Source organism: Bacillus sp. NMCC4, assembly GCF_002998555.1.
Taxonomy (GTDB): Bacteria; Bacillota; Bacilli; order Bacillales; family Bacillaceae; genus Bacillus.
This window is the reverse complement of sequence record NZ_PVRA01000003.1, coordinates 292,932-317,005: the sequence shown is the minus strand read 5'-3', so window position 1 is coordinate 317,005 and position 24,074 is coordinate 292,932. Positions and strand designations below refer to the sequence as shown.

Here is a 24,074-nt window from a genome sequence, read left to right as displayed (position 1 = left end):
TTCACCCTATTCCTTCGGCAGTCCTTCTTTTTTCACTTTGGAGAATAAACGATTTGCCATAAGAGAGTACCCCTTTTGGTTTGGGTGGAAATCATCATCTGCCAGTAATTTTTCATCAGAATCTTCCTCAAATAAATCTGCTACATTGATGATATCAGCGTTGCCGTCTTTTTTCAGTTCCTTTTTGGCAGCGGCATTCCAATCTTTGACGACTTCATCAATATCTCGCAGCTCAGACAAACTGAACTTAAAGGGATTGTACATGCTGACATACATGATCTTCGCATGATCATTGTGCTTTCTCAATTGAGCAAGAATGGTTTTAAAGCGCTCCTCAAAAGGACCCTGCTCTTTTTGAAAAGGAGCAAACGTCAAATTGAGCACATTTTGATGGACAACATGCATTAAGTCATTGCCGCCGATCGTAAAGAAAATATAGTCAGCGTCTTTCAGTCCGTCTTGCACCTTTTTTTCTTTTAATCTTTTTAATAAATCTACCGTTCTACTGCCTTTAATGGCATAATTTTTTAATGTGACAGATTGCACGCCGTCCACCGCTTCTAACTTGTCACGGGTCATGCCTGCATATCCTTTTTTATGTTGATCTCCGATTCCTTCTGTTAAGGAATCTCCAACCGCTGCGATCGTAATATGTTCTTTTACGTCTTGTGTGTCTTCTAGTTTATCCTTTATGCCAGCCTCTTGCGCGGAACATGCAGAAAGAACAAAAGCTAGAGACATCACAATCAAAATCAAACGAGCCTTCAAACGATGATGTCCCTCCTTTTTCTGATTAAAAAAGTGTATCATGTTTTCGCTCATTTGAACATCCTTATGCTAGCTTCGATTCAGCGTTTTGATGTCCTTGATAATTTCATCATAAGGTGTATTTTGTACACCATCATAATTTTTCATCACTTTCCCTTCTTGATCAACTAGGAAAAACAATGACTGATGAATCACTTGGTCTTCATCTTCAGGTTTCTTCACAATGGTTTTAAAGCTCTTCATTGCGAATTTTTCGATTGCGGACTGTGAATAGCCAGTGAGAAAATCCCAATTTTTAAAGGACAATGGATATGCTTTCGCAAATTCTTTTAGCTTGTTCGGTGAGTCTACCTCCGGGTCCACGCTAAAGGAAATGATATGAGCATCCAATTTTTCTTCTTTTAACCGTTTTTGCAGCTCTGTCATATGAGCAGTCATCGGCGGACAGATCGTTTCACAGCTTGTGAAAATAAAATCTGCAACCCATACTTTCCCCTTCAAATCATCCAATGACACCTTTTGACCATCTTGATTTTCATACTCAAACGGCTGTATTTGATAATTTAACGCATCTTTGATTTGTCCATTTGAACATGAGACTAAAAGAAGCACGCTTATGATCATAAGCGTACCAAGTGAGGCTCCCCTTTTTTTAAGCATGGTACGTCCATCCCCTTTTTTAATCAATCGGTATAAAAAGTAAAGCCTATTGCGCCTTTTCCAGTGTGACACGAAATAATCGGTGTTGTGTAGGCGATGTCAACAAGTGCTTCAGGTGTGTGATCAAGCAGCGCTGATTTGAGCTTTTCAGCGAGTTCTAATGCATCTGCATGCGCTATTCCAATGGCTTGAACTGTTTTTCCTTTCACGGCCTGTACATACTGTTTGGTCAAATAGCGGACAAGAGCAGAATAGCTTCTCACATTCGCTTCCGGCGTGTATACCCCGTCCGTTAAGCTGGCAATTGGTTTGATGTGAAGAAGGGAGCCGATCAGTGCCTTCCCTCTTCCAATTCTTCCACCTTTCACGAGATTTTCTAATGTATCGATTGTGACAAATAGCTTTGTTTTAAGGCGGATTTTATCCATTTCTTTGATGATGTCTTCACGGCTTGCACCATTTTTTGCAAGTTCTGCTGCTTTGGTGACTTGAAACCCTAATCCATAGGAAATAAAATTTGAATCAATCACCGTGATGTTTCCGTCTACCATTCTCGAAGCGCTTTCAGCAGTTTGAACAGTACCACTCATCCCACCCGTTAAATGGATACTAATGACTTCGCTTCCATCTGCTGTGAGCTTTTCATATAATTCGACGAATTGACCGATCGCAGGTTGAGACGTTTTCGGCAATTCCTCAGCGGCCTCCATTTTTTCAATAAATTCATCTGGCTGTATATTCACTCGGTCAATATAATCAACCCCAGAAATGGAGATATTGAGCGGAATCACGTGAATGGAAAGATCATTGATTTTTTCTTGCGGAATGTCCACAGTTGAATCTGTTACAATTTTAATTTGTTTCACTATCGTCTCATCCTTGCTGTCTTAGTCTTTACTTATGATATTACCTTATTTCGTGCATACTTGAAAACAACTGTCATGACGTTTTTAAAATTGTCACATTTTCTTCTTTTTATGAAAAAAATCTTTGCCAAGCTGAGCAGCTGTCATTTCAAAACGACCGCTCACTCCACTTGACAAAGATTTCTATTTACGCATTGTGTTTCAGTGTAGGCTCCTGATAGATCTGCTCATATGTGCTCCACTTGACGTTACGTTTCACATCCTCTCTGAAAGAGTATACAGCTCTCTTTCCTTTAGATACATAGACTTTTTTCAAGAAAGCTTCAAGTCTAAAGGTGAGCATGAAACCATACGTCTCATCTCCCTTTAGTACAGGGACTTCTGTTACCTTGATCTGAGCTCCATCCATCCGTCTAAAACATATTGTTTTGAGCAGCACAAACGATCAATCCTCTTTTCCAATGTTCTGTTAGGCCTAAATAAATAGGTGGAATAAATCTTGATCTTTATTCACTTCAACATAATGGAAGCCTTTTTTATTCATCCGTTCAATCAGTGCCGCATAGTCATCTCTTTCTTTCAATTCGATGCCAACAAGCGCGGGGCCTTTGCTTCGGTTATTCTTTTTCATATATTCAAAGCGTGAGATATCATCATTTGGTCCTAATACTTCATCTAAAAATTCCCGAAGCGCTCCTGCTCTTTGCGGAAAATTGACGATGAAATAATGTTGAAGCCCTTCATAGATCATCGACCGTTCTTTGATTTCCTGCATTCTGCCAATGTCATTATTTCCTCCACTGACAATACAGACAACATTTTTCCCTTTAATCTCCTCGCGATGGGCATCCAGCGCTGCGATCGGCAGTGCGCCTGCCGGCTCTGCTACAATCGCACATTGATTATACAGCTCTAAAATGGTTGTACATACTTTTCCTTCAGGTACAAGACTGATTTTATCAACAACGGACTGAAGCGATGTAAACGTCTTTTCGCCAATCCGCTGAACCGCTGCTCCGTCTACAAACTTATCAATTGAATCAAGTGTCACAACCTTGCCCTTTTCATGGGAAGCATGGAGTGAAGCTGCGCCAAGCGGTTCGACTGCAATGATTTCGGTTTCTGGGGCGATATTTTTGATATATGTACCAACTCCAGATAACAGACCTCCACCTCCAACACTTGCAAATAAAAAGTGAGGCTCCACTTCGATATCATTTAATATTTCTACAGCAGTCGTTCCTTGTCCTGCCATCACATCCAAATCATCAAACGGATGGATAAACTCGCGCTTCTCTTCATCTCCGCATTTTACTGCTTCATGATATGAATCATCAAACGTATCTCCGGTTAAAATAATTTCAACATATTCTTTTCCGAAAAGCTCGACTTGAGATACTTTTTGCCTTGGTGTCGTGGCAGGCATAAAGATTTTCCCGTGGATCCCTAAATATTTACAAGAATAGGCAACACCCTGTGCGTGATTTCCTGCACTTGCACAGACAATGCCGTTTTCTAGTTTATCTTTTGGAAGCTGGCTCATTTTATTAAAAGCGCCTCTTAATTTAAAGGAACGAACTACTTGAAGATCCTCTCTTTTTAAGTAGACATTACATTCATATCGTTCAGAAAGTCGCTCATTTTTTTGAAGAGGTGTATGAATCACTACATCCTTCAAATTTTGATGGGCCTTTAAAATGTCTTTCACTTGAATTAGCGTGTTTTCTTTGAGCAACGGTTTCATGTACAAGATCCTTTCTCTTTAACCTTATTTAATTTGTCATTATAACATGAATATTCAAAAAATAAACCAATAGATCATGGATCAAGCATAAATTTCATAAACTTTTTCGTTTTTCTGTACATTTGGTTTTATTGGGTGTTACAATTGAACCAATTAGAACCACAAAGAAAGGAATCACCCGATGACCACACATTCGTTTACGTCTATATATGGAGAGCATCAAGAAATGAAGCGTGCCATTCATCTGGCAAAGCAATTCACAAAACACGAGCAGCCGGTCTTGATAACAGGAGAAATTGGCACAGGCAAAACACTATTTGCCCAGGAAATTGCAAATGCAGCTGCTCCAAACGCTTCACTGACACATCTATATTGCCCCGTCTTAGATGAAGATACCTTACAGAAAGCCTTCACGGAAAAGACCCGTCAAATTCTTTATTTAGACGAAATCGCCGCATTAAGTATTCCTATGCAGCATCAGGTCATTCGTTTTCTAGAAACATCTTTTGCAACAAAAATCATTGCCACTTCGTCTTTATCAATAGAGGCATTGAGGGTGTCATCTACCTTTTTACCTGAGCTGTTTTATCGTTTAAATGTTTTTCATTTGCCCCTGCCGTCATTAGCAGATCGAAAAACAGACATTCCTGTGTTAACAACTGCTTTCTTTCAGGAGCTGAGCATGACGCCTGATATTGATCCAAGTGTTTGGGAAACCTTGCAGGAGTATCCGTTTGAAGGAAACGTACAGGAACTCAAAAATATCGTTCATTATGCTGCAGTCATTCTCGAGGGGCAAACGGTGTTTTTACACCACCTGCCGCCTTTTGTGTTAACACCTCTTTCGCCGGACGTAAAAGGAAAAAAGGAAGAACACCAGCTCACACTAATGGAAAAACAAGAGTTTGTTTTCCTGCTGGAAGCCATTAAGTCTCTCAATGAGAAAGGTGAAGCAGCCAGCAGACGCATCTTGTCTGAATTAAGCAAACAAGGCGACATTCCGCTGACTCCTCAGCAGGTGAGGAGCCGATTAGATGATCTTGAGAAAAAAGCTTACGTGACGAAAGGAAAAGGCAGGGCTGGCACGAAGATTACACTTGAAGGTCTTTCATTCCTGAAGTCACTTGATGGTTATATACCGGTTCAATAAAAGGAGGCTATTCATTGTTTACTGTAAAAGAAGAAATTGCAAACGCCATTACACATGGCATTGGCGTTATTTTATCCATACCAGCCATTGTTTTTCTCGTGTTATTCGCTGTTCAATACGGCACTGTCACAGACATCATCAGCTTTTCGATATTTGGCGCATCCATGCTGCTGCTCTATTTAAGCTCGACCTTGCTTCATAGCATTCGGCACAAAAAAACAAAAGATGTATTTGAAATCCTCGACCACTCGGCTATTTATGTATTGATTGCTGGTACATATACGCCCTTTTTACTAGGACCATTAAAAGGCGCACTAGGCTATACGCTTCTTGCGATTGTATGGGCGCTTGCTGCTGGCGGAATTGTCTTTAAAATCTTTTTCGTCAAACGGTTTATCATTGTGTCCACGCTCGTTTATTTATTAATGGGCTGGATGATTATCATTGCCATCAAACCACTTTACATTGGGTTAACGGGCGCAGGATTTGGCCTCTTACTGTTAGGCGGTCTATTGTATTCAGTCGGAACCATCTTTTATATTTGGCGGAAAATCCCCTATCATCATGCCATTTGGCACAGCTTTGTACTCGGCGGCAGTGCATCGATGTTCTTCTGCATTCTCTTCTATTGTGTGAACATTCCTGCTGCATGAAAAAAACCAGCATCCACTTTCGGATGCTGGTTTTTCTATGCGCGCTTTTGGGCGTAATCACTCATCATGACAGGTGCTTTAATATGAATATCAACATTAACAGGGCGCAGCCTTTTCACGACTTTCCCAGTTAATAGACGATCCGTTCCACTTGTTTCAATCGGTACAAGCGGACAATCACAATCTTCAGCAAGTGCCTCTGCCATGTGACGCTGTGCTTCTGAAAGCAATACGCTCTGCCCAGATAAGATTCTTTCCTTTGCTTCTTCTAATAAGGCATCATCAGATTGATTCTGATGAATAACCGCCATCTTCTTCAGCCATTGTTTTAAAATGGGATATCGAAAAAGATTCGGCTTTGCCATGAAAGCAAATGGCTTCTCAAGGTGACCAATCAATAATGTCGTCGTGACTGGATTCAGTGCCTGTGTGATATAAATAACGGGTCCATCTGGCAGCTTCTTTTGCTGGTGAATGGTCATGACTGATCCTGACTGATCAATACAGCCCCGTGCAAAGCTTTTTGCATGCTCATGAATGAGATGCATTCGTTTCGTATAGGAAATGCGCGGATCAGTTAATTCATGAGCATGCAAATGCCTCATACTTTTAAAAAAGGATACAACAACATAAATCGTTAAAAACCAATAACGAAACAACCGTACTCCTCCTACTCATTTATCCTTTTTTGTCATATACGACAAATTCATAATTGTAGGGGTTCTTTTCGTCACGATGGCCTTTTTCGCGTGATACAACCGTCCATTCGTTTTCATTGTAATCAGGAAAGTAGCGGTCTCCTTCAAACGCATGGTGAATATGCGTGATATATAGACGATCCGCATATGGCATCATTTCTTCATACAGCTTAGACCCGCCGATGATAAATAACTCTGTCTCGTTCTCTCCGATTGCCAAAATATCAGCAATGGAATGGACAACCTCGCATCCTTCTGCTTCAAAAGAAGAACTTGTTGTCAAAACGATATTTCGGCGGTTAGGCAGCGCTCTTCCAATTGATTCAAACGTTTTTCTGCCCATGACAATCGTATGCCCGCCTGTGACTTTCTTAAAATACGCTAAATCAGCTGGTAAATGCCAAGGCATTTGATTATCTTGACCAATGACTCTGTCTTTTCCTGTCGCCACAATCATCGAAATCATACACTGACTTCTCCTTTGATATGCGGATGCGGGTCATAGTTCTCAAGCACAAAATCATCGAACGTGAAATCAAAAATGCTCTTCACATCTCTTGTAATGCGAAGCTGCGGAAGCTTGCGTTCCTCGCGCTCTAGCTGCATTTTCACCTGCGGAAGATGATTCTGATAAATATGAGCATCTCCTAGCGTATGAACAAACTCTCCTGGCTCAAGATGTGTAACTTTGGCAATCATCATCGTGAGAAGGGCATATGAAGCAATATTAAATGGCACGCCTAAAAAGATATCTGCCGATCTTTGATAAAGCTGGCAGGAAAGCTTCCCGTTTGATACGTAAAATTGAAACAGACAATGACATGGAGGCAGCGCCATTTGATCAATTTCACCCGGGTTCCAAGCGCTGACGATCAGTCTTCTTGAATTCGGATTATGCTCGATATCGTGGATCAGCTTTGTGATCTGATCCACAGTCTCACCGTCCCCACTAGCCCAAGATCGCCACTGCGCTCCGTACACACGGCCCAGTTCGCCATTTTCATCTGCCCATTCGTTCCAAATCCGGACGCCATTTTCCTGAAGATATTTGACATTTGTATCACCTTTTAAAAACCACAGTAACTCATGAATAATTGATTTCAGGTGCAATTTCTTTGTTGTTAAAAGCGGAAATCCTTCCTGCAAATCAAATCTCATCTGGTAACCGAACGTGCTGATTGTACCTGTTCCCGTTCTGTCACCTTTTTCATCCCCGTGCTGTAATACATGACGGCATAACTCTTTGTATTGTTTCATTTTTTTCATCCTTTATTTATGTTCTTGTTGTAGTTTACCTTATTTCTGCTTTTGTTTAAACCAAAAAAACATGCCTGCATGATGAGCAGACATGTTTTTCTTTTTATACTTGATTCACTCGATCCTGCTCTTCGTCCTTAATATCTTGGTGTGAGTGAGCAATACGGCTAGCTGCTGCTGCGGCAAGCGCGGCGACAAGGTCATCAAGGAAGGTATGCACTTCACCTGGACGACCTTCATCTAATTCTCGAATAATACCGAATTTCTCTTTATCTAAATAACCGAAGTTTGTCAAACCGATTGATCCATATACATTGACAATGGAAAGCGGAATAATTTCATCAATACCATATAGCGGCTCGTCTGTTTCAACTAAGTGCTGCAATGGTTCTGGCAATAGCTTTTTTTCAGCCAGCTGATCAAGGGCAAGTCCTGTTAAAACCGCATGGACAATTTCCCTTTTATTCAACACTTTTTCAACATTTTCAATACAGACACTAAGTGGAAGGTTTGGATGATATTTTTCTTGAAGCTTTAGCACAATATGTGCAATATCTTCAATTTTCACTCCACGTTCGTTTAACATTTGTTTTGTAATCTGCACCATTTCGTTCATTGTATACTTTTTCAATTGGCATGACATCTCCTTCTAGTGGCTCATCCAGCTCGGTGGGGTGTTTTTGTCCCAGTAAATATTACCGAGTTCATGATGCGTCTGGAATCCATCTTCTGCTGTATGGTAGTGAAAGTTAAACCAATATCCGCTGTGTGGCGGCTGATCTCTTCTCACATGAAAACGGAGCAAATCTTCTCCAGTCTTTCGGTTGTAGATGTGGAAGATTTTTTCGCCATTTCCGCTTGAAGGCTGATCAGTTAACACAACATCTTGAAATTTTTCGTCATCTTTGAAATTTGTTAAAACATCTGTTAACACTTGTTCAATTTTCGGTTGAATCTCTTCTCTGTACTCGTCTTCAATGACAGGTGTGATTTTACGGCCGAATTTGAGAAAGGATTGATTTTCTGCACTTGATAGAACCTCCTCCTTATATTGCTCAAAGGGGTCTACCTGCTCTTTGTTGTCCTCTTGCGATAGTTCCCAGCTGCGCAATTCATCTGATGTATCATAAACCGCTGTATAAGGCGTTTTATCAGATGAAGAAAGTTCAGATGGCTTGTCTGTCATCAAAGCCGACGGAGGAGAGATCAAACCAAAAGTTGCAATTGTAAAGAGCGCAACAAGCGTTTTTCTCATCCACATCTTCATGATATCTAATTCCTTCCATAAGTTATCATACTGCTATTCTAGCATATAATGAATTTTCAGTCATTCAATTTGGTCACTGATTTGAGACTTTCTTTTTCATAATAAAACGTTTACAATGACAGTAATGACGACTAAAATTTGGGAGGAATGGGTATGCTTGAAGGTTTTTTCATCACAGCTTCCTTGCTGACACTGTTTTATTTTGTCTATATGGAGATTACGGATTAAAAGCCCTTAGAAAGGGCTTTTTCAGATTGTTGACAAAGGGCTAAAATAATCTTGATTTTAGTCCTTTGTCTTCTATTCAGCGTGATAGAAAACCTTTGAAGTCTAGGAAGGACGAGCACTGGAATGGAGCGAATTTGATATTCGTGAGTACCGGAGCGCGGGACTGACAACGAATGCAAGGGTTTGTCTACACGCTGTAAAAGCCCTTAGTGAGGGCTTTTTTCTTTCTCAATATAACCATAATGAAATTGGGCTGTTTTTCGTTTTATGACGTGAAATTGATAGGATTCCGCTGTAAATCGTGTACTTTTCCAATGATCTTTTAAAACCACTCTTTTTCTTGCCACTCTTAACGCCTCTTTCACGGCTATTTCGTGATCAAAGTGATGCTCTGCCGCATGACGTAGCGGCGCTATACTTGTAGATTCTTGAATCGTTTCCTCAAACATCGGATCAAAATAGACAATATCAAATGAACGGTCAGGACACTGCTTTAGCTGCTCGATACTGTCTCCACTGATCACAGATATCCGTTTCATCGCTTCATCTGCTTCTTCTATCCCTGTCTCCCATGTGTTCAGTCCTTCTCGCACTAGTAACGCCGTAATGGGATTCTTTTCTATACCGACGACCCTTCCATTCCTGCCTATCGCACAGCTTGCAGTAATAGCATCTGACCCTAAGCCAAGTGTGCAATCTAAAAAGGAATCTCCCGGCTTTAGCTGTGCTGCTTCGATTAAAGGATCCTTTTCTCCGCGCAAGAGCCGCTTCACCCTGAACATCGCTGAGCTTGGATGAAAAAAGAACTTTTCACCATTAGGCTGATACCATTCGAATCTTTCTTTCCCGACAACAAGTACATCTCCTCGTTTCATCGCAAGCTGCTTGACGGATTGTTTGCGTCTTTCTACATACTCACCATGTAAATCCTCTGCAAGAGCCTTCGCTGTTTCAATCGTTTGTTCATTTGCTCTAAAGCTTGTTGTAATGAGCATATTGTTCCTCCATCATGATCAAGAAAAAATGCCCTGATCTGATCACAGGGCATTTCAACACTTGTATTAGCAATGTTTTTCGAATGCAGTTAAGACATTTTTCATGATATCTTCCATTTCATGACCTTCAATTTCGTCACGCGGGATAAAATGAACGAGTTCATTTCCTTTTAAAAGGGCCATAGAAGGAGATGATGGCTCTTCACCCGTGAAGTATTCTCTCATTTTTGCCGTTGCTTCCCGATCCTGCCCAGCAAATACTGTGACGATTCTGTCTGGAGCTTTTTCTGCCTTCATCACAGCTTGAGTCGCTGCTGGACGTGCTAATCCGGCAGCACATCCGCATACAGAATTAATGACAACAAATGTTGTTCCTTCAGCTTCTTGCATGGTTTGTTCTACTTCTTCTTCCGTCTTAAGTTCTTGAAATCCTGCACTTGTCAGCTCTTGGCGCATTGGCACAACGAGCTGGCGCATATATTCTTCATATGCCATTGACATAAAAAAGCCCCCTCTAAAAATCCTTATGTTGTGAATAAAGGATACTATAGAGAGAGCCAATTTTCAAATGTTCCATATCAGATTAAATTTTCATGATTCCGCCTGTATTGGCTGATGTCACAAGTTTTGAATATCTAGCAAGATAGCCAGTTTTCACTTTTGGCTCAAAGCCTTTCCAGTTTGCTTTTCTTTTTTCCCATTCTTCCTCTGGAACATCGACGCTTAAAATGCGTTGTTCAATATCAACCACGACATGGTCACCATTTTCAACAAAGGCGAGCGGGCCGCCTTCAGCTGCCTCTGGAGAGACGTGTCCAATGGACAAACCACGAGAAGCGCCGGAAAAACGTCCGTCAGTAATTAAAGCAACCTTTGGCCCAAGTCCCATGCCGACAATTTGTGAAGTTGGTGCAAGCATTTCTGGCATACCAGGTCCGCCTTTAGGTCCTTCATAGCGAATAATGACAACATGTCCTGCTTCTACTTTTCTATTAATGATGCCTTCAAGAGCTTCTTCTTGGGATTCAAATACGATCGCAGGTCCTTCGTGACGTGTGATCCCATCTTGTACCCCGCCCGTTTTAATGATGGCTCCATCTGGCGCAAGGTTTCCAAATAAAACGGCTAAGCCGCCCTTTTCAGTAAATGGCTTATCGATTGGATAAATGACGTTATAGTCTTTTACCTCATGTCCTGCAATGTTCTCACCAAGCGTTTTCGCTGTGACGGTCATTGTATCTAAATGAAGTGCGCCTTCTTTTTTGGACAATTCATTTAGCGCAGCTGTGACGCCGCCTGCTTCATGTAAATCCTCAATATAAACATCCGAAGCTGGAGCAAGTTTTGATAAATGAGGCACACGCTCTGCTACTTCATTGATACGTTCAAGTGAATATTCAACACCTGCTTCATTTGCGATCGCCAGTGTGTGAAGAACGGTATTGGTTGAACCACCAAGTGCCATATCTAATGCAAATGCGTTATCAATTGCTTTTTCAGTCACAATATCACGTGGTTTAATATCCTTTTTAATGAGCTCCATCAGTTGTTTTGCTGACTTTTTCGCAAATTCTCTTCGCTCTGGTGATGTCGCCAAAATCGTTCCATTTCCAGGAAGAGCAATTCCAAGCGCCTCTGCTAAACAGTTCATTGAGTTTGCTGTAAACATACCTGAACAAGAACCGCAGGTTGGACAGCCAAACTGTTCTAATTCATTTAATTCCTCTTCGTTAATTTTACCTGACTGGTATGCACCAACGCCTTCAAATACAGAAGAAAGAGAAATCTTTCTGCCATCACTTGTTCTACCCGCTTCCATCGGACCACCGCTGACAAAGACAGTCGGAATATTGACACGCATCGCTGCCATCATCATCCCTGGTGTGATTTTATCGCAGTTAGGAATACAAACCATTCCATCAAACCAGTGAGCAGATACAACGGTTTCTACAGAGTCAGCAATGATTTCACGGCTTGGTAATGAATATCTCATCCCGATATGACCCATCGCAATTCCATCATCGACCCCAATCGTATTGAATTCAAATGGGACCCCGCCAGCTTCACGAATGGCTTCTTTCACAATTTTCCCGAATTCCTGAAGATGGACATGTCCTGGGACAATATCAATATAGGAATTACATACGGCAATAAATGGCTTGCCGAAGTCCTCATCCTTTACCCCCGCCGCTCTTAGTAAGCTTCGGTGAGGTGCTCTGTCAATTCCTTGTTTAATCATATTACTGCGTAGTTCTGCCATCTGTTTAAAAAGCCTCCTATACTACAAGTCTTGTTGACTGCATGATTTTGAGTTGATTTTATTTTACAAATTTTCTGTTTATTTAGCCACCGATGAATGACTGATGACCAACATGTCTGCTGAAACTAGCGCTCAGCAAGGTTCGTGTCATAAAATCTGACCTCCAATATTCTATATTGGTACTACTATATAGAGTTTTTTCGCATATTTCAACAATATTCAAAATAATTTTTCTAAAAAAATTTTTCTGTCTATCACTTTAAGAAAAACAAGCTGCCTTTCATTGGCAGCTTGCTCATATTTCTCATCATTCTGATGCATTTTTTCTACTTTCTGTCATTTGCTTCCATACAGAGCCTTTCGCTTCTTCTCCGTGCTCAATGCGCTCAATCGCCATTTTCACTTGAAGGCTGACTTCAAATTCAGGGTCTTGCTCAGCTTCTTTTAATGCGTCAAGTGCTGTTTCGTCACCTTCTTCATAGAGGAACATAGCTGCTCGCCAGCGGACAAGTTTACTCGGATCCTTTAATGCTTCGATCATTGCTTCCATAGCGCTAGGATCACCAAGGTCTGAAATACAGTCTCCAGCGGTTCTGCGGACCGTCACAGTTTTGTCTTTAAGTCCCTTATATAATATAGGCAGTATAGCAGGATCTTCAATCATTCCAGCATTCACAACGGCTTGTCTGCGAATGGATGTTTTTGGGTCCTCCATCGCTTTCATTAAAACAGGTATATCCTTTTGCTCTGGCTGCATTTGCTCTAAATGGGCAAAACGCTTTTTCCAATCTTCCTCGCGCAGCATGTCTTCTGTTACATCATAAGCCTTTCGGTTCACCTGTCTATCTACGGCTTCTTGCCCTTCTTTGACCGCCTCTGTTAAGCGGGCTAAACGCTCGTCATCATAGGCTGCTTGCAGCTCTTCTGTGACTTCCTGGCCGATATCAGCAAAGTCACCAAAACGAACGCCATGTTCTTTCCACACACGTTCAAATACGACATTGTCTGAACTGCTTCTGAGCTTTAAAATGGCTGCTTGGAAGCGTTCAGGCATTCCGAACCGCTCTTCTCTTTCGCCGTCAGTTAATTTGACTTGCATCGGAATCCCATTAAACATTTGGACAAACACTTTGACTTCGCCAAATGTGTCACCGCCTGACTGCGGTCCTTCCTGAAGGCCTTCTGTTTCTTGACCAAAGGCTTCTCTCACCTGTTGTAAAATGCCCTGCCAGTCAAACTTTGCATTACGCTCGACCGCTAAGAAATCTGCGACATGATAAACACCTTTTACACCTTCAATGTTCAAAATGCGCTTGATCATTTCTGGCGCTTCGTCTTTTTGATCCTTTTTGTAGTTGTTGCTTTTACCGCCGGCAAGTGCTTCTGTCAAAATGACCTTCATGGTATTTGGACTTGGCGTCGGTTCTATCGCTGTTATTTTCATCTATACATCCTCCTTACACACATAAAGACCCTACTCATCTGTAAGGCCGCATTCTTCTTTCCACGTCTTGATAAATAAGCTCATCAATTCATGCCGCTCCTCAGCAAGCTGCTTTCCTGCAGAGGTGTTCATCAAGTCTTTTAATTTGAGCAATTTTTCTTCCATATGCTTTAGCACGGAACCCTGCTGCGTGTTATTTGTATAGTGGGGCTCCCCTCTTGCGCCTGCATAAGTAAACACTCTTGCAATACCGCTTGCCCCTATCGCATCGAGTCTATCTGCGTCTTGAACAATGGCCCCTTCTAACGTCATAGGCCTATTCTGCTTATGTCGATGACGAAAAGACATCGTGGTAATGATATCCATGATATAACGAATATCCCGCGTATTAACTTCCCAAGAAAGGAGCTGAAGCTCAAGTTGTTGCGGTGAAAGCTTCCATTCACTCGACAGCTTTTCATCAATGACATCATGAACAATCGCTGCCATTTCGATCATAAAAAGAGAGCCGCCTTCCTGATTAGCAATCTGGCGGGCAAGCTGGCGCACACGATCAATATGAGCCGCATCGTGTCCAGTCGGTTCATATTTCAGCTGATCTGAAACAAAGGAGGCAGCTGCCTCCAATTGTTTTTTCTGCATGACTGTGAGCACCTTATTTGTCCAAAAGAGCGATGATGGAGCTTTCTAATTCTTTTGGTGATGTTTTCGGAGAGAACCGCTCAGTGACTTCTCCGTTTTGATCCACGATAAATTTTGTGAAATTCCATTTCACTGTTTTCGTTCCAAGTACACCTTTTGCATGACTTGTTAAATGTTTGAAAAGCGGATGCGCATTGTCACCATTGACATCTACTTTCGCAAACATAGGGAAGGTTACGCCATAATTCAAAGAACAGAATTCCTGAATCGCTTCTTCCCCTTCTGGCTCCTGGTTCATAAATTGGTTGCACGGAAATCCTAAAATTTCAAGGCCCTTTTCATGATATTGATCATATAGCTCTTGCAATTGTTTGAATTGAGGAGTCAGTCCACATTTGCTTGCTGTGTTGACAATAATGAGTACTTTTCCTTTGTAATCTGCCATTGATTTTTCCTGACCGTTAATGGTCTTGACCTGAATATCATAAATTGACATCTCATAGCCTCCTAGGATTCACTTTTTCCTATCGTAACATGCTTCTTTTATAAAATCGCTTTTTATGCCTCCTGTTAAAAGAGCCCTGTCACACTGCCGTCTTCTAATAAATCCATCTCGAGCGCCGCAGGTTTTTTAGGTAATCCAGGCATTGTCAGAATGCTTCCGGTTAAAGCAACAATAAATCCTGCTCCTACAGATGGTTTTAACTCACGAATCGTAATGGTAAAGCCCTTAGGTCTCCCAATTAAAGCTGGATCATCCGAAAGTGAATATTGCGTTTTTGCCATACAAACCGGTAAATGACCCCAGTCGTTTTTCTCGATGGCTGCCAGCTGCTTTCTTGCTTTTGAAGTGAGTGTGACCCCGTCTGCTCCATAAACCACTTGGGCAACTTTAGATAACTTTTCTTCGATAGAATCATTTTCTTCATACAAATAGGAAAAGTGGTTCTTCTTCTTTTCAATAAGTGTCGCGAGTTCCTCGGCAAGTGCTGTCCCGCCTTCGCCTCCTTCTTCCCATACATTCACAGCTTTGACTGGATGGCCATGTGCGTGGCACCAATCTTCTATCGATTGAATCTCTTCTTTTGTATCAGTGATAAACCTGTTTACTGCGACGATGTATGGAAGACCGAAGGCTTGCACAGTTTCAATATGCTTTTCTAAATTATGTATACCTTCTAATACGGCATGTGCATTCTCTTCTTTGAGTTCAGTTTTCTTCATTCCGCCATGCATCTTTAATGCTCTGACAGTCGCCACAATGACCACTGCACCAGGCTTGAAATCACCAGCTCTTGTTTTAATGTGCAGGAACTTTTCTGCTCCAAGATCTGCTCCGAATCCAGCTTCTGTTACCACATAATCGGCTAATTTCGCCGCCATTTTGGTTGCAATCAAACTATTACATCCATGCGCAATATTGGCAAAAGGACCACCATGTACTAGGGCCGGAGTTCCTTCAATCGTTTGAACAAGATTCGGTTTGAGCGCGTCTTTTAAAAGTAACGTAAGAACACCTTCATATCCAAGTGCTCCAACTGTGACTGGCTCGCCATCTTGATTATAGGCAACAACAATAGAAGAAAGACGTTTTTTTAAATCGGTTAAGTCTTCTGCTAAACAAAGGATGGCCATCATTTCGGAGGCAACTGTGATGTCAAATCCGTCTTCTCTAGGATACCCATTTAACTGACCGCCAAGTCCGACAACGACCTGTCTTAATGCACGATCGTTTAAATCAAGCACTCGCTTCCATACAATGCGGCGCGAGTCGATGCCGAGTTCATTTCCGTGATGGATATGGTTATCAATGAACGCAGATAAGGCATTATGTGCAGAAGTAATGGCATGAAAATCTCCTGTAAAATGAAGATTGATTTCTTCCATTGGCAGCACTTGTGAATATCCTCCACCCGCTGCACCGCCTTTTATGCCCATTGTAGGACCTAATGAAGGCTCGCGCATCGCAATGATTGCTTTTTTCCCAATTTTTTCGAAGGCTTGACCGAGGCCGACTGTTACGGTAGACTTCCCCTCACCTGCTGGCGTTGGATTGATCGATGTGACAAGAATCACATGTCCTTCTTTTTGTTCTTTTAAACGGTCAAAAATAGTCAAAGATATTTTCGCTTTTGTGAAACCATAGCATTCTAATTCTTCGTCATGTATTTGCAGCTTTGCTGCGATGTCTTGAATAGGTCTCAGCTTTGCCTTTTGGGCGATGTCAATATCTGATAAATGCTTTGTGATCATAAATAAACGGCCTCCTTTTTTTCCAGAAACAGCTTTGTTTTTGCTCTGTTTTTCATTGTAACATAATTGAAACATTGAAATATCGCCAGAAAGTTCCTATAATGAAGTGAAATTAGCTTTGGTTCAGGGGGTGGCGAGTTGCCTATTAACATACCAGTTCATCTGCCGGCAAAACAAATACTAGAGAGCGAAAACATTTTCGTCATGGATGAGACAAGGGCATTCAAGCAAGATATCCGTCCTTTGAATATCGTGATCTTAAATTTAATGCCAAAAAAAATACAAACTGAAACGCAGCTGCTAAGAATGCTCGGAAATTCTCCTTTGCAAGTGTACTTTACGTTTTTGATTCCAAGTACGCATACACCGAAGAATACGTCGAGAGAGCATCTAGATGAATTTTATACGACCTTTGAATCGATTCGCCATAAGAAATTTGATGGAATGATCATCACCGGCGCACCAATTGAGCATTTAGCTTTTGAAGAAGTGTCCTATTGGAAAGAGCTTCAGGACATCTTGGACTGGAGTAAAACCAATGTGACGTCTACCCTTCATATTTGCTGGGGTGCACAGGCAGGCCTATATCACCATTATGGGATTGAAAAAATCAAGCTTCCCGAGAAAAAATTTGGCGTATTTGAGCATCTTGTGAAAGAGAAAAAAGAAAGATTAGTCAGAGGTTTCGATGAAGTATACTATGTCCCACATTCGAGGCATACAGATATTAATACAGAACAATTAAAAAACACGCCGAATTTGAAAGTATTGAGTATCTCTGAAGAAGCGGGTGTTTGTTTAATTGTTTCAGATGATGATAAACAAGTATTTTTAACTGGACATCCTGAATATGATACGGACACATTGAAGCAGGAATATGAAAGAGATTTGTTGAAGCATGATACAGTCCAAAAACCTGTCCACTATTTTATAGAAGATGGTGACACATTAGTCCCAGTGAATCGCTGGAAAGCCCATGCCACTTTACTGTTTATGAATTGGCTCAATTATTATGTTTATCAAGAAACACCATACGTTTGGGAATAAAATAGACTGTGGTCTGATGATAAATGATCAAAATGTGTTAAAATACAAATGGCTCTGTCTTCCATTATCAATTTAGTCTCGTTGTTTTTTAAAATTAGTTTAATTCTTTCGTAACGAATGATATGCTCTGGCTGTTTATATGTTATCTTTATGTATATGTAGACCTATGAGATTAATAGTTTTCGTACGAAGTTTTGTTGTTGTTGATTACATTTGAGGTGAATATTCTTGAATACCAATAAAAAAATATTAATCTTGACCGCAAATTATGGAAATGGACATATGCAGGTGGCTAAAACACTGTATGATGAATGCAAATCCCAAGGGTTTGAACATGTTGTAGTTTCTAATTTGTATCAAGAATCAAATCCCATTGTGTCAGAAGTGACTCAATATTTATACTTGAAGAGCTTTTCCATTGGGAAACAATTTTATCGCTTGTTTTATTACGGTGTAGATAAAATTTACAATAAACGCAAATTTAACATTTATTTAAAAATGGGAAATAAGCGTCTTGATGAACTCATTCAATTACACAATCCGGATATCATTATTATTACATTCCCGATGATTGTTGTTCCAGAATACCGGAACAAAACAGGCAAAGTCATCCCGACATTTAATGTCATGACAGATTTCTGTCTTCATAAGATTTGGGTACATGAAAACATCGACCGATACTATGTTGCAACCGATTATGTGAAACAAAAATTAGTGGAAATCGGCACACATCCAAGCGATGTCAAAGTGACAGGCATTCCTATTAGACCACAATTTGAAGCAGACGTGCCAAAATCGAAGATTTATAAAAAATATGGATTATCATCAAACAAAAAAGTTCTTCTGATTATGGCTGGTGCTCATGGTGTACTGAAAAATGTCAAGGAATTATGTGAAGCGCTGCTTCTCGACAGTGAAGTACAAATTGTTGTTGTATGCGGAAAGAACGCAGCGCTGAAACAATCACTGAGCGATCTTGAACAAGCACATCCAGATCAATTGAAGGCGCTTGGATATGTGGAACAAATTGATGAATTGTTCAGAGTAACAGATTGTATGATCACAAAACCAGGCGGTATTACTTTAACAGAAGCAACAGCAATCGGTGTCCCGGTCATTCTTTACAAGCCTGTCCCTGGACAAGAAAAGGAAAATGCTCATTTCTTTGAAGATTATGGTGCGGCCATCGTCATCAACAGACATGAAGACATTTTAGAATCTGTGACCAACTTGCTGCAAGATGAAGAAAAGTTAGAAGTCATGAAACAAAACATTAAAAAACTGCACTTAAAGCATTCTTCTCAAACCATTTTGGAAGATATCGTTGAGCAATCAGATCTCATCACGAATAACAAAACGTATGCTCGTGCATTATCATAAAAAGGTGTCCGTCATTGACGGACACCTTTTTCTTTATCCTTGATTTCCATTTGTTGTGTACACTTCTTCAAACGGCTGCACGACAACAAAACCGCTTCCGCTAAATTTCATTTGAATAGACTCTCCGCTTCCTCTGCCAATAAAGGTTTTGAATGAAACATCTGTCACAAATTCAGTTTTTAAATCCCCTGACCATGCAACTGTCGCGTTCGGATCTGTATAGACAGAGTCACCCGGCTGAACAATCAATGTGAGCGGCTCATAATGACTCGTAATCGCAACAAGGCCTGGTCCTTCTAATTTGACATTAAATAAACCGCCTGCAAGCATGCCCGACACTTTTTTCATCAATTTGATATCCCAGCGCACTGACGGTTCAAATGCGAGCAGATCATTCCCATTCACAAAAATGGAATCCCCTTGAGCCAAACGAAGAATTGAGATTTTTTTGCCTTGATCTGCCACATATAATTTCCCATCACCTGTTGCCTTCATGAGTGAAGTGCCTTCTCCTGACAGCATTTTTTTGAACATCTTTGAGACGCCATGTTCAAAAACGCCCTCGCGTTCAAACTTGATTTTGCCTCGGTACGAAACCATGGAACCTGTTTTTGCCCAAATGGTATCAGTCAAATTAATTTCTAAAAGTCTTGATGTTTCAAGTTCGAAGACCCCTTCTCCTTTATCTTCCTGCTGCGTATTCTGAACAAATTCTTCAAGTGTATAACGATTCATGATAGCACCTCTTCCTGTATTTTTTTTATATACGGACAAGGTGTGCATAAAGTTTCAGAAAATGGGGACGGTTTATCTTTTATTATTATTCGCCAAAAAAAATCAAACATTCTGCTCAAAATTTGGCTCTCACGCTTGACGCTTTACTTTTGATGGTGTATAGTGGAACCATCATTTAACAACTGCAAAGTCGTTAGGTGATGAAAATTTTTTTTAGTATGCCAAAAGGTATGCTACAGTACTAGGAGGAAAAAGCAATATGCAAAACGGTAAAGTAAAATGGTTCAATAATGAAAAAGGTTTCGGCTTCATTGAAGTTGAAGGCGGAGACGATGTATTCGTTCACTTCACAGCTATCGAAGGTGACGGCTACAAGTCTTTAGAAGAAGGACAAGAAGTTTCTTTTGAAATCGTTGAAGGTAATCGTGGACCTCAAGCTGCAAACGTAACAAAAATCTAATCAACTAAATCAATGATGTAAAGACAAAATAAAGAGAGGCCTATGCCTCTCTTATTTGATTTTCAGCTGAATTTCAATCGCTAAAATATTTTGCTTCAGTCGTTGTTCAATTTCAGAGATATCTTTTTCGAGAAAAGGTCTTCCCTTCTTTGCTACATCTACTAGTTGCTCTAGATCGCTGTACACCTCTTGAAATGTTCGATGTAATACCGTTTCGAACTCCTTATTATTCATACCGGCCTTCCCCTTTTCCTCTAATATCCGTCACTTAGTCAAAAAGTAACTCAACCAAAACTTTCTATAGTTATATCGGCTCATTTTTCAGAATATGTTCTTTTTTTACACATTCTATCCGTTTTTTTTCATGAACGGATGTTTGAGCAGGGAAAACCGGTGCGTCCGCTTACTTTTTGAGCAGCGTCTGTCCATATTCTTTTATTTTCTCTCCAACGGTGCATTGCTGTATACAAAAGGAATGGGCATATTTTTTGCCAAATTCTTTCCGAAAATGCTTCTTAATCAAACAATCTGAACAATACGTGTCTTGAAGATCGGTCAATTCTTGTACTGCTGTTTTTTTATCCACATTATTCAGCTCCGTCTGCTTCTAATTTCAATGTACTTTCGATTGGGACGTCTGCAAGAATCTGTCTTGCAAGCTGATCCGCTTCTGCATTTTGTTTCCGATCGATGACTTCATAGGTTGGCGTCAGCTTCAGCTCTTTTAAAGCCGCTTCAATTCGGTCAAGCCATTTGTTATGTACATCATCATAACAAGGCCATTCTCCTTTTAACTGATTCATGACAACAAGTGAATCTCCTCTAATCGTGACAGAATTTCTGCTTGCCCCTAGGTCTTTTAAAGCTTTTACTGCCTCAAATAAAGCCGCATACTCTGCTTCATTATTGGTGCTCCCTTGGAAAGGCTGATTTTTTCTCAATCGATAAGCGTCTTTTCCCAGCTTATAGTAGACGACAACTCCAAGACCAGAGTCGCCTGTTTCTTTATGAAAACTTGCATCAAAATAGACTTGAAGCTGATCAGGTTCAAGCTTTAGTTCTTCATTTAGCTTTTCAAGCTCTTTTATGGACCACATGGCCCCTTTTTCATCTTCAAATGACAGGAGTGACTGTGGTTCTTTTTTGTCGATATGTTTTGCTAACCTCAAGGCCTCTTTTAGCTCCAACCAATCTTCTTGGTAAAAAGCAATGGACCCAATTGATTTCACTTTCATTGTGTAGTGTGCTCTTAATTTCATTGATCACATCGCCTTCCCGTGCTTTTAAGGTAAACATACGTTATGCTATAATCAAAAAGTTACATTTTACAATGAGAAAGGAAGTTCATGTCACTTGTTTAATGAAGGTATTTGGATCTTATTTGCGATCATTAATTTTATCATTGTTCTTCTATTTTATAAAGGATTTGGCAAGATGGGCCTTTTTGTCTGGATTGGCTTTGCGACGGCTGCCGCAAATTTACAAGTTGTCAAAACCGTTGAATTATTTGGCTTAACGGCAACACTTGGAAATATTTTGTACGGCAGTGTGTTCTTTGCAACGGACGTATTAAATGAAAAATATGGACAAAATGAAGCGAGAAAAGCTGTCTGGATTGGCTTTGCCACCCTTTTAACACTAACTGTTGTCATGCAGGAGGCTTTGCTTTTCCATCCCGCTCCATCTGATATCTCACAAACATCGCTGGAAACGATATTTGGCTTTATGCCAAGGGTTGCACTTGGCAGTCTCGCTGCTTATATGATCAGTCAAATGCTAGATGTTTATGTATATTCGTTTATTCGCCGGATATTTCCTTCCGATGGTGCGCTCTGGGTGCGCAACGCCGGAAGTACGATGATTAGCCAGCTTCTTGATACACTGATTTTCACGACCATTGCCTTTCTTGGCACGTATCCATTTCATGTATGGATTGAAATCTTCATCACGACATATGTCATTAAATTTATCGTAGCTGCGATTGCGACACCTTACGCGTATGCAGCGAAAAAAATGGTTCCGCTTGATGAAAGGGTGAAATAATGTGCCAGCTGAAATATACATTGATGGTGCAAGTGCAGGTAATCCAGGTCCCTCTGGCATCGGCATTTTCATTAAATATGATGGAAAGGCTGAATCCTTCTCCATTCCTCTTAAATCAATGAGCAATCACGAAGCAGAATTTTCCGCTCTGATCGAGGGGATGAAAATATGCGCGGAAAAAGGATTGCGTACCGTTTCATTTCGAACAGATTCACAAGTAGTTGACCGCGCAGCCAATGCAGGATTTGCTAAAAATCCAGCCTTTCAGCATTTTATCAAAGAGATGATCGAACTTCAAAGCCAGTTTGATTTATTTTTCATTAAATGGATTCCGAGTAAGGAAAATCAAATAGCGGATCAGCTCGCTAGAAAAGCGATTCACCTTTCTAAAGGATGAATCGCTTTTTTTCGGTTATGCTAATGTGTGTGAGGTGATACTGATTGGATAAAGAAAATAAAGGTCGTGTCACAAATGGGACAACCCCACAAGGTGATGCGCAAACAAAAGATAAACAGCCACTATCTCAGCTGGAAAATAGAGCGAAGAAAAGCAATACAAAAAGATGAACCTGAGAGATCGGCTTTAGCTGATCTCTATTTTACTTAAACGATTCATCATCGGTTCGATTCCTTTGATTTGATGGTACCTCAGCATAGCAGCAGCACGTTTTTGATTGATGTTCATTTTCGTTTCATCAATTGGACAGCTGAGCGGGACATCACATTTGATCTCTGCCAATAGACGAGAAAGCTTCAGATCTTCTAATCCTGCTTGCATTTTCTTTTGCTGTGCAGCCGTTAGTTCATGGACATTTTCTAACAAACCGTCAATCGTTTCATATGTTTGGATAAATTTTAATGCGGTTTTTTCTCCGATTCCTTTGACACCTGGATAATTATCACTTGCATCACCCATGAGTGCTTTCATATCGATCAGCGCCTTTGGAGAGATTCCCATTTCCTCTTCGAATAAGGCTTTTGTATAATGCTTATAATTGCCAATTCCTTTTTGCATCAAGGCAACAGTGACTTGTTCATTCAAAATTTGCAGCAAATCTTTGTCTCCAGTTAGGACAGTCACCCGTGCTTCTTTTTGGTAGAGCGCAGCAAGAGTACCGATACAATCATCTGCTTCAAAGCCCTTTAAACCAATGTTTACAATTCCCAGTTCTTCTGTAGCTTCTTTTGCTAAATCGAATTGCGGAATGAGCTCGACAGGCGCCTCTCCTCGATTTGCTTTATAATCTTGAAACAATTCGTTTCGGTATGTTTGGCTTCCCATATCCCAGCAGCAAACAATATGAGTTGGCTCAAATGTCTGTACAGCCGTTAATAAGTGCTTTAAATAGCCATTGACTCCATTTGTCGGCACACCGTGATCATTTATCATAAAATTGCGATGTACAGCCGTTGCATAAAACGATCTGAACAAAAGCGCCATTCCATCTACAAGCAGTACGTGTTTATTCATTCTTATAAACTCCCTTTTTCAAAACAATACTCCTATTCTATCACAGAACACAA

At 40.6% G+C, this 24,074-nt stretch carries 30 protein-coding genes; 8 read left to right on the top strand and 22 right to left on the bottom strand.

Annotation, left to right across the window (positions count from 1 at the left end; genetic code table 11):
* Positions 1-6: 6 nt before the first annotated feature.
* From C6Y02_RS09030 to ilvA, 5 genes are all read right to left on the bottom strand, one after another.
* Positions 7-768 carry an SGNH/GDSL hydrolase family protein gene (locus C6Y02_RS09030; RefSeq protein ID WP_066031756.1) on the bottom strand — a complete coding sequence of 254 codons (762 nt, stop codon included), beginning with the start codon at positions 766-768 and terminating at the stop codon, positions 7-9.
* Positions 769-837: 69 nt separating this feature from the next.
* A complete protein-coding gene (locus C6Y02_RS09025) occupies positions 838-1,428 on the bottom strand; it encodes an SCO family protein (protein ID WP_106031076.1) in 591 nt (196 codons plus the stop codon).
* Between the two features lie 23 nt (positions 1,429-1,451).
* Positions 1,452-2,294, bottom strand: a complete 843-nt coding sequence (locus C6Y02_RS09020; protein WP_106031075.1) for a DegV family protein — start codon at positions 2,292-2,294, stop codon at positions 1,452-1,454.
* A gap of 187 nt (positions 2,295-2,481) precedes the next feature.
* Positions 2,482-2,733 (bottom strand): YpmP family protein, encoded by a 252-nt coding sequence (locus tag C6Y02_RS09015; RefSeq protein ID WP_034660976.1) that lies wholly within the window; start codon positions 2,731-2,733, stop codon positions 2,482-2,484.
* Between the two features lie 36 nt (positions 2,734-2,769).
* The gene (gene ilvA / locus C6Y02_RS09010) at positions 2,770-4,038 is read right to left on the bottom strand and encodes a threonine ammonia-lyase IlvA (RefSeq protein WP_106031146.1); all 1,269 of its coding nucleotides are present in this window, start codon (positions 4,036-4,038) and stop codon (positions 2,770-2,772) included.
* Between the two features lie 181 nt (positions 4,039-4,219).
* On the opposite strand from ilvA, the gene C6Y02_RS09005 reads away from it, so the two are divergent.
* Together C6Y02_RS09005 and trhA are read left to right on the top strand one after the other, a co-directional pair.
* Entirely contained in the window at positions 4,220-5,188 is a 969-nt protein-coding gene (locus C6Y02_RS09005; protein WP_106031074.1) for a sigma 54-interacting transcriptional regulator, read from the top strand.
* A gap of 14 nt (positions 5,189-5,202) precedes the next feature.
* Complete coding sequence (gene trhA, locus C6Y02_RS09000; RefSeq protein WP_095285302.1) at positions 5,203-5,841, top strand: PAQR family membrane homeostasis protein TrhA; 639 nt, start codon at positions 5,203-5,205, stop codon at positions 5,839-5,841.
* 35 nt (positions 5,842-5,876) lie between these two features.
* Here trhA and C6Y02_RS08995 read toward each other — a convergent pair whose 3' ends face one another.
* The 12 genes from C6Y02_RS08995 to C6Y02_RS08940 all read right to left on the bottom strand — a co-directional run bounded on the left by C6Y02_RS08995 (position 5,877) and on the right by C6Y02_RS08940 (position 16,885).
* Complete coding sequence (locus C6Y02_RS08995) at positions 5,877-6,500, bottom strand: lysophospholipid acyltransferase family protein (protein ID WP_106031073.1); 624 nt, start codon at positions 6,498-6,500, stop codon at positions 5,877-5,879.
* 19 nt (positions 6,501-6,519) lie between these two features.
* Positions 6,520-7,005, bottom strand: a complete 486-nt coding sequence (folA, locus tag C6Y02_RS08990; RefSeq protein WP_060596580.1) for a type 3 dihydrofolate reductase — start codon at positions 7,003-7,005, stop codon at positions 6,520-6,522.
* On the bottom strand, positions 7,002-7,796 hold the full coding sequence (locus C6Y02_RS08985) for a thymidylate synthase (RefSeq protein WP_060596583.1): 795 nt from the start codon (positions 7,794-7,796) through the stop codon (positions 7,002-7,004). The genes folA and C6Y02_RS08985 overlap by 4 nt, the downstream gene beginning before the upstream one ends.
* Before the next feature lie 103 nt (positions 7,797-7,899).
* Positions 7,900-8,427, bottom strand: a complete 528-nt coding sequence (locus C6Y02_RS08980) for a phosphatidylglycerophosphatase A family protein (RefSeq protein ID WP_034660983.1) — start codon at positions 8,425-8,427, stop codon at positions 7,900-7,902.
* 18 nt (positions 8,428-8,445) lie between these two features.
* Positions 8,446-9,063: a YpjP family protein gene (locus C6Y02_RS08975; protein ID WP_060596585.1), complete on the bottom strand. Its 618-nt coding sequence runs from the start codon at positions 9,061-9,063 to the stop codon at positions 8,446-8,448.
* Between the two features lie 434 nt (positions 9,064-9,497).
* Positions 9,498-10,286 carry a class I SAM-dependent methyltransferase gene (locus tag C6Y02_RS08970; protein ID WP_060596587.1) on the bottom strand — a complete coding sequence of 263 codons (789 nt, stop codon included), beginning with the start codon at positions 10,284-10,286 and terminating at the stop codon, positions 9,498-9,500.
* Positions 10,287-10,352: 66 nt separating this feature from the next.
* Positions 10,353-10,787, bottom strand: coding sequence for a BrxA/BrxB family bacilliredoxin (locus C6Y02_RS08965; RefSeq protein WP_034660988.1), 435 nt, complete (start codon positions 10,785-10,787; stop codon positions 10,353-10,355).
* An 82-nt stretch (positions 10,788-10,869) separates the two neighbouring features.
* Positions 10,870-12,546, bottom strand: a complete 1,677-nt coding sequence (gene ilvD / locus C6Y02_RS08960; RefSeq protein ID WP_012010311.1) for a dihydroxy-acid dehydratase — start codon at positions 12,544-12,546, stop codon at positions 10,870-10,872.
* Between the two features lie 307 nt (positions 12,547-12,853).
* A complete protein-coding gene (locus tag C6Y02_RS08955) occupies positions 12,854-13,990 on the bottom strand; it encodes a conserved virulence factor C family protein (protein WP_034660989.1) in 1,137 nt (378 codons plus the stop codon).
* A 30-nt stretch (positions 13,991-14,020) separates the two neighbouring features.
* Positions 14,021-14,632, bottom strand: coding sequence for an HD domain-containing protein (locus C6Y02_RS08950; protein WP_066030751.1), 612 nt, complete (start codon positions 14,630-14,632; stop codon positions 14,021-14,023).
* A gap of 13 nt (positions 14,633-14,645) precedes the next feature.
* A complete protein-coding gene (locus C6Y02_RS08945; protein ID WP_003216059.1) occupies positions 14,646-15,128 on the bottom strand; it encodes a glutathione peroxidase in 483 nt (160 codons plus the stop codon).
* A gap of 74 nt (positions 15,129-15,202) precedes the next feature.
* Positions 15,203-16,885, bottom strand: coding sequence for a formate--tetrahydrofolate ligase (locus C6Y02_RS08940; RefSeq protein ID WP_034660993.1), 1,683 nt, complete (start codon positions 16,883-16,885; stop codon positions 15,203-15,205).
* Positions 16,886-17,023: 138 nt separating this feature from the next.
* Here C6Y02_RS08940 and metA point away from each other — a divergent pair, with 138 nt between their 5' ends.
* Both metA and C6Y02_RS08930 read left to right on the top strand, forming a co-directional pair.
* The gene (metA, locus tag C6Y02_RS08935) at positions 17,024-17,932 is read left to right on the top strand and encodes a homoserine O-acetyltransferase MetA (RefSeq protein WP_034660994.1); all 909 of its coding nucleotides are present in this window, start codon (positions 17,024-17,026) and stop codon (positions 17,930-17,932) included.
* A 228-nt stretch (positions 17,933-18,160) separates the two neighbouring features.
* Entirely contained in the window at positions 18,161-19,312 is a 1,152-nt protein-coding gene (locus C6Y02_RS08930; RefSeq protein WP_095285307.1) for a diglucosyl diacylglycerol synthase, read from the top strand.
* 33 nt (positions 19,313-19,345) lie between these two features.
* On the opposite strand, the gene C6Y02_RS08925 is transcribed toward C6Y02_RS08930, so the two are convergent.
* Positions 19,346-20,047: an AIM24 family protein gene (locus C6Y02_RS08925; RefSeq protein WP_034660996.1), complete on the bottom strand. Its 702-nt coding sequence runs from the start codon at positions 20,045-20,047 to the stop codon at positions 19,346-19,348.
* Positions 20,048-20,306: 259 nt separating this feature from the next.
* Between C6Y02_RS08925 and cspD the strand changes: the two genes are divergently transcribed.
* Positions 20,307-20,507 carry a cold-shock protein CspD gene (cspD, locus tag C6Y02_RS08920; protein ID WP_003215784.1) on the top strand — a complete coding sequence of 67 codons (201 nt, stop codon included), beginning with the start codon at positions 20,307-20,309 and terminating at the stop codon, positions 20,505-20,507.
* A gap of 51 nt (positions 20,508-20,558) precedes the next feature.
* Here cspD and C6Y02_RS08915 read toward each other — a convergent pair whose 3' ends face one another.
* The 3 genes from C6Y02_RS08915 to C6Y02_RS08905 form a co-directional block, all read right to left on the bottom strand.
* Positions 20,559-20,741 (bottom strand): hypothetical protein, encoded by a 183-nt coding sequence (locus tag C6Y02_RS08915; RefSeq protein ID WP_003215507.1) that lies wholly within the window; start codon positions 20,739-20,741, stop codon positions 20,559-20,561.
* 169 nt (positions 20,742-20,910) lie between these two features.
* Positions 20,911-21,093 carry a zinc-finger domain-containing protein gene (locus C6Y02_RS08910; protein ID WP_003215998.1) on the bottom strand — a complete coding sequence of 61 codons (183 nt, stop codon included), beginning with the start codon at positions 21,091-21,093 and terminating at the stop codon, positions 20,911-20,913.
* Between the two features lies 1 nt (position 21,094).
* Complete coding sequence (locus C6Y02_RS08905; protein WP_060596705.1) at positions 21,095-21,766, bottom strand: ribonuclease H family protein; 672 nt, start codon at positions 21,764-21,766, stop codon at positions 21,095-21,097.
* A 94-nt stretch (positions 21,767-21,860) separates the two neighbouring features.
* Here C6Y02_RS08905 and C6Y02_RS08900 point away from each other — a divergent pair, with 94 nt between their 5' ends.
* The 3 genes from C6Y02_RS08900 to C6Y02_RS08890 are packed head-to-tail and all read left to right on the top strand — an operon-like array spanning position 21,861 to position 23,117.
* Complete coding sequence (locus C6Y02_RS08900; protein WP_106031072.1) at positions 21,861-22,550, top strand: queuosine precursor transporter; 690 nt, start codon at positions 21,861-21,863, stop codon at positions 22,548-22,550.
* Between the two features lies 1 nt (position 22,551).
* On the top strand, positions 22,552-22,947 hold the full coding sequence (locus C6Y02_RS08895) for a reverse transcriptase-like protein (RefSeq protein ID WP_106031071.1): 396 nt from the start codon (positions 22,552-22,554) through the stop codon (positions 22,945-22,947).
* Positions 22,948-22,991: 44 nt separating this feature from the next.
* Positions 22,992-23,117 carry a hypothetical protein gene (locus tag C6Y02_RS08890; protein WP_003215584.1) on the top strand — a complete coding sequence of 42 codons (126 nt, stop codon included), beginning with the start codon at positions 22,992-22,994 and terminating at the stop codon, positions 23,115-23,117.
* A 16-nt stretch (positions 23,118-23,133) separates the two neighbouring features.
* On the opposite strand, the gene C6Y02_RS08885 is transcribed toward C6Y02_RS08890, so the two are convergent.
* A complete protein-coding gene (locus C6Y02_RS08885; protein WP_106031070.1) occupies positions 23,134-24,021 on the bottom strand; it encodes a 5'-3' exonuclease in 888 nt (295 codons plus the stop codon).
* Positions 24,022-24,074: the final 53 nt, after the last annotated feature.

Coding starts and splice junctions, on each gene's coding strand:
- ilvD (WP_012010311.1), bottom strand. CDS start 12,546: ATGGCAGAACTACGCAGTAATATGATTAAACAAGGAATTGACAGAGCA.
- C6Y02_RS08965 (WP_034660988.1), bottom strand. CDS start 10,787: ATGTCAATGGCATATGAAGAATATATGCGCCAGCTCGTTGTGCCAATG.
- C6Y02_RS08915 (WP_003215507.1), bottom strand. CDS start 20,741: ATGAATAATAAGGAGTTCGAAACGGTATTACATCGAACATTTCAAGAG.
- cspD (WP_003215784.1), top strand. CDS start 20,307: ATGCAAAACGGTAAAGTAAAATGGTTCAATAATGAAAAAGGTTTCGGC.
- C6Y02_RS08985 (WP_060596583.1), bottom strand. CDS start 7,796: ATGAAACAATACAAAGAGTTATGCCGTCATGTATTACAGCACGGGGAT.
- C6Y02_RS08970 (WP_060596587.1), bottom strand. CDS start 10,286: ATGCTCATTACAACAAGCTTTAGAGCAAATGAACAAACGATTGAAACA.
- C6Y02_RS08975 (WP_060596585.1), bottom strand. CDS start 9,063: ATGAAGATGTGGATGAGAAAAACGCTTGTTGCGCTCTTTACAATTGCA.
- C6Y02_RS09025 (WP_106031076.1), bottom strand. CDS start 1,428: ATGCTTAAAAAAAGGGGAGCCTCACTTGGTACGCTTATGATCATAAGC.
- C6Y02_RS08955 (WP_034660989.1), bottom strand. CDS start 13,990: ATGAAAATAACAGCGATAGAACCGACGCCAAGTCCAAATACCATGAAG.
- C6Y02_RS08945 (WP_003216059.1), bottom strand. CDS start 15,128: ATGTCAATTTATGATATTCAGGTCAAGACCATTAACGGTCAGGAAAAA.
- C6Y02_RS08885 (WP_106031070.1), bottom strand. CDS start 24,021: ATGAATAAACACGTACTGCTTGTAGATGGAATGGCGCTTTTGTTCAGA.
- C6Y02_RS08950 (WP_066030751.1), bottom strand. CDS start 14,632: ATGCAGAAAAAACAATTGGAGGCAGCTGCCTCCTTTGTTTCAGATCAG.
- C6Y02_RS08925 (WP_034660996.1), bottom strand. CDS start 20,047: ATGAATCGTTATACACTTGAAGAATTTGTTCAGAATACGCAGCAGGAA.
- C6Y02_RS09005 (WP_106031074.1), top strand. CDS start 4,220: ATGACCACACATTCGTTTACGTCTATATATGGAGAGCATCAAGAAATG.
- C6Y02_RS08905 (WP_060596705.1), bottom strand. CDS start 21,766: ATGAAATTAAGAGCACACTACACAATGAAAGTGAAATCAATTGGGTCC.
- folA (WP_060596580.1), bottom strand. CDS start 7,005: ATGATTTCGATGATTGTGGCGACAGGAAAAGACAGAGTCATTGGTCAA.
- ilvA (WP_106031146.1), bottom strand. CDS start 4,038: ATGAAACCGTTGCTCAAAGAAAACACGCTAATTCAAGTGAAAGACATT.
- C6Y02_RS08940 (WP_034660993.1), bottom strand. CDS start 16,885: ATGATCACAAAGCATTTATCAGATATTGACATCGCCCAAAAGGCAAAG.